The following is a 3,643-nucleotide window of genomic DNA, read 5'->3' on the forward strand; positions in this document are numbered from 1 at the left end:
CCGCCTACGGCGTGTGGGGCTACGGGCTGATCGCCAGCGCGACCGCGCGCGACGCGCTCGCGCTGGCGATGCGCTTCCTGCCGCTCACCTATGCGTTCACCGTCATCACGTACCGCGAGGAAGACGGGACGTGCGTGCTCAATTTCGGCGCGCCGGAACTCGATGGCACACTGAGCCGGTTCCTCGTCGAGCGCGACATGACGGCCGCGGCCGTGCTGCTGCAGGAAATCGGCGGCGACGCATTCGCGTTGTCGCGCTTCACGGTGCAGGCGACGCGCGCACCGTCCGCGCCGGTGCCGCGCATCGCCGGCGTCGAACCCGCTTTCTCGGCGCGCGCGAACAGCCTCGCCTTCGACCGCGTGTTTCTCGACCGGCTGCTGCCGCATGCGAATCCGCTGACGGTGTCGATGTGCGAACAGATGTGCGGCCAGCTGCTCGACGCGCGGCGCGCGCGCGTGGGCACGTCGGAGATGGTGCGCCAGTACCTGACCGCGACACGCGGCTCCACGCCGTTCTCGCTCGAGGACATGGCACGGCTGATGAACACGAGCCCGCGCACGCTCAAGCGCCGGCTGCAGGAGGAGGGCACGACGTTCCGGACGCTGCTCGCGCAGGCGCGCGGCGCGATGGCCGAGACGCTGCTCGGCGACGCGCGCCTGTCGCTCGCGGAAGTGGCCGAGCGGCTCGGTTTCAGCGACCTGTCGAGTTTCTCGCAGGCCTTCAAGCGCTGGTACGGCGTGCCGCCGGGCGCGTACCGCAGCGCCGCGCAACGGGACAGCGGCCGTTCGTGAATCACGGTACGATCGCTGGCTTTCCTGCCGACATTCCAATCACGAGAGGCTCCGCATGATCACGATTCGCCCGATGACCGACGACGATTTCCCGCGCTTCTGGCCGACCTACCGCGCCATCGTCGCTGCTCAGGAAACCTATGCATTCGATCCGGAGTCGACCCCCGACGCGGCGCGCGCGCTGTGGCTCGACGCACCGCTCTGCACGTGGATCGCCGAAGAGGACGGCGTGGTCCTGGGCTCGTACTACCTGAAGGCGAACGCGGGTGGGCCCGGCAATCACGTGAGCAACTGCGGCTACATGGTGAGCGAGGCCGCACGCGGTCGCGGCGTCGCACGCCTGATGTGCGAGCACTCGCAGCAGGTCGCGCGCGAGCGCGGCTTCCTCGCGATGCAGTTCAATTCGGTGGTGTCGACGAACGAGGTGGCGGTCGCGCTGTGGCAGAAGCTGGGATTCGACATCGTCGGCCGCCTGCCGCGTGCGTACCGTCACGCGCGGCTCGGCTTCGTCGACTGCCTCGTGATGTACAAGTGGCTCGGCGACACGGGGGCCGCCGACGCCTGAGCACGCGGCCGCGTCGATCAGCCGGCCGTTGCGTGTCGCGATGTCGTCGAGCGATTCGGCGAACGCCTCGTCGAGATGCGGGCCGTAATCCTTGAACAGTATCGACTTGCTCCAGTGATCGACGATCGCGGGGCGGATCGCGGCGAGGAACGGCGGCCCGCTCGGCGACGGCGTCGGCAGGCACGACGAGTCGTACAGCAGCACGAACAAATCGTCGCGATCGAGCGCGGCGGCGATGTCGGTGTTCGCGGTGCCCCTGCCTGCGCGCGAACGCGTCGTCGGTCATCGGCGGCGCGTCAGCGTTCCGATGCACGTGTCAACCGAGCAGCGCCTTGCCGAGCGGTTTGGCCGGCTCGGACCGCAGCACCAGCGACGTCGTGACCGCGCCGAAGCGGGCGATCGCATCGATGATGGTTTCCAGCTGCCCCGGTGTCGGCACCAGGACTTTCAGCAGGAAGCAATCCTCGCCGGTCATCCGGTGGACCTCGATCACGTGCGGCATCTCTGCGAACGCGCGCAGCGCAGGCTTGATGTGCTCGTGCGTCGTTTTCAGCCGGATGATGGCCATCATCCCCAACCCCAGCGCGGCCGGGTCGATCCGTGCGCCGTAGCCCGCGATGATGCCGCGCTCTTCCAGCCGCTTGACGCGCTCCGACGTGGCCGGCTGCGACAGCCCGATGCGCCGGCCCACTTCGGACAGCGGCATGCGCGCATTCTCCTGTAGCGCCTCGAGGATCGAAAGATCCAGGCGATCGAGCTCTCCGTTCGACATGTCCGTTTTCCCGCTCCGTTAATTCATCGGCATATTGTCTCAATATCCGATGATTTGCCATTCCCGGCCGGTGTCCGGCAGGCCAGACTGCGAGCTCGCTTATTCATGGAGACGGAGATGGACCAGACGATCGTGATCGTGCCGGGGATCGGCAACTCGGGACCGGATCATTGGCAGAGCCACTGGGAGGCCGTGCTTCCGGGCGCGATCCGCATCGCGCCTGCGTCATGGGATGCGCCCGACCTGCGCGACTGGATGGCGGCGCTCGATGAAGCCGTTGCGCAAGCCGCGACGCCGCCGGTGTTGATCTGTCATTCGCTGGGTTGCCTGCTGTTCGCGCACTGGCGTGCGGCGTCGACGCGCGTGGTGCGTGGCGTATGGCTCGTTGCGGTGCCCGATCCGGACGGTCCGCGTTTTCCGGCCGCGGCCAACGCATTTGCGAATGTGCCGGATGGCGATTTCGGTGACGTGCCGGTGCTGGCGATCGCCAGTTCGAATGACGGGTACGACCCGTTCGGGCGCGGCATTGCGTGGGCGAGCGAGCGTGGCGCGACGCCGCTGCTGCTCGGCCCGCGCGGCCATCTGAACACGGACGCGGGATTGGCGGAATGGCCCGAGGGACGTGCGTTGTTCACGGCCTTCATGGCGGGATTGCGGGGGTAGCGCGGGCAAGTGGCCGACGTGCTCCCGCGACGGTCTGCGGCGGGCGATGCATGGACGATCCGGCTGCTGCGCCGGGTTCCGGTCGCCAACGCATGCTGCCCTGCGACGGCTCAAGTATGATCGTTCGACAGAATCGGAAGCCTCGACAGTCGCGAATGCCGCGTGCGGAACACCGGTTCCGCCGTCACGACTTGTCGCGGCTTCGAACGACAAAGGAGACACGCGATGCGCGCAGCGCCGCAACCGGAGCATGCCGGCCCGTCGCAGCCGGATACCGGCGCGACCAGCCTCTACCCCGACCGTGACCCGGATCGCATGGCCGCGTGGCGGCTCGCGATCTGCCTGTCGCTCGGCAGCGCGATCGCGCTCGGCCTCGCGCGCTTTTCGTATGCGCTGCTGCTGCCGCCGATGAAGGCCGATCTCGGCTGGACGTTTGCGCAGGCCGGCGCGCTGAACACCGCGAACGCGGCCGGCTACCTGATCGGCGCGCTCGCGTTTCCGTTGCTGTCGCGGCGTTGGCGAGCAGGCGCGCTGCTGGCGGCCGGCTGCGTGCTGACCGCGTTGCTGATGGCCGCGTGCGGGCTTACGTCCGGCATGCACGCGCTGCTCGTGCAGCGGCTCGCGACCGGCGTCGGCAGCGCGCTGATCTTCATCAGCGGCGGCGTGCTGGCCGCGCGGCTCGCATCGGCGTCGCCGCGCGATGCGGGCTTGCTGCTCGGGCTCTACTACGGCGGCACGGGATGGGGCATCGTCGCATCGTCACTGCTCGTGCCGGCGACGCTCTCGCATGGTGTCCATGGCTGGCAGCCCGCGTGGTTCGCGCTCGCGTTCGCGTGTGTGCTGTTCTCGGCG

At 68.7% G+C, this 3,643-nt stretch carries 5 protein-coding genes and 1 pseudogene; 4 read left to right on the forward strand and 2 right to left on the reverse strand.

The features are described 5' to 3' along the window. A partial coding sequence (locus JYJ84_RS31260) for an AraC family transcriptional regulator (RefSeq protein WP_205189918.1) occupies positions 1-791 on the forward strand: 791 nt, incomplete at its 5' end. 55 nt (positions 792-846) lie between these two features. After that, entirely contained in the window at positions 847-1,356 is a 510-nt protein-coding gene (locus tag JYJ84_RS31265; protein WP_122948951.1) for a GNAT family N-acetyltransferase, read from the forward strand. A gap of 3 nt (positions 1,357-1,359) precedes the next feature. Here the strand turns inward: JYJ84_RS31265 and JYJ84_RS31270 are convergent. Both JYJ84_RS31270 and JYJ84_RS31275 read right to left on the reverse strand, forming a co-directional pair. Next, a pseudogene (locus tag JYJ84_RS31270) lies at positions 1,360-1,608 on the reverse strand (leucyl aminopeptidase); the annotation flags it as partial. Between the two features lie 64 nt (positions 1,609-1,672). Then, the gene (locus tag JYJ84_RS31275) at positions 1,673-2,128 is read right to left on the reverse strand and encodes an Lrp/AsnC family transcriptional regulator (protein ID WP_011356102.1); all 456 of its coding nucleotides are present in this window, start codon (positions 2,126-2,128) and stop codon (positions 1,673-1,675) included. Positions 2,129-2,245: 117 nt separating this feature from the next. On the opposite strand from JYJ84_RS31275, the gene JYJ84_RS31280 reads away from it, so the two are divergent. Then, positions 2,246-2,791 carry an alpha/beta hydrolase gene (locus JYJ84_RS31280; protein WP_122948952.1) on the forward strand — a complete coding sequence of 182 codons (546 nt, stop codon included), beginning with the start codon at positions 2,246-2,248 and terminating at the stop codon, positions 2,789-2,791. Between the two features lie 225 nt (positions 2,792-3,016). Then, on the forward strand, positions 3,017-3,643 hold a 627-nt coding region (locus JYJ84_RS31285), incomplete at its 3' end, for a YbfB/YjiJ family MFS transporter (RefSeq protein WP_205189919.1).

The organism is Burkholderia sp. LMG 13014, assembly GCF_905232215.1.
Classification (GTDB): domain Bacteria; phylum Pseudomonadota; class Gammaproteobacteria; order Burkholderiales; family Burkholderiaceae; genus Burkholderia.

Coding starts and splice junctions, on each gene's coding strand:
- JYJ84_RS31265 (WP_122948951.1), top strand. CDS start 847: ATGATCACGATTCGCCCGATGACCGACGACGATTTCCCGCGCTTCTGG.
- JYJ84_RS31280 (WP_122948952.1), top strand. CDS start 2,246: ATGGACCAGACGATCGTGATCGTGCCGGGGATCGGCAACTCGGGACCG.
- JYJ84_RS31275 (WP_011356102.1), bottom strand. CDS start 2,128: ATGTCGAACGGAGAGCTCGATCGCCTGGATCTTTCGATCCTCGAGGCG.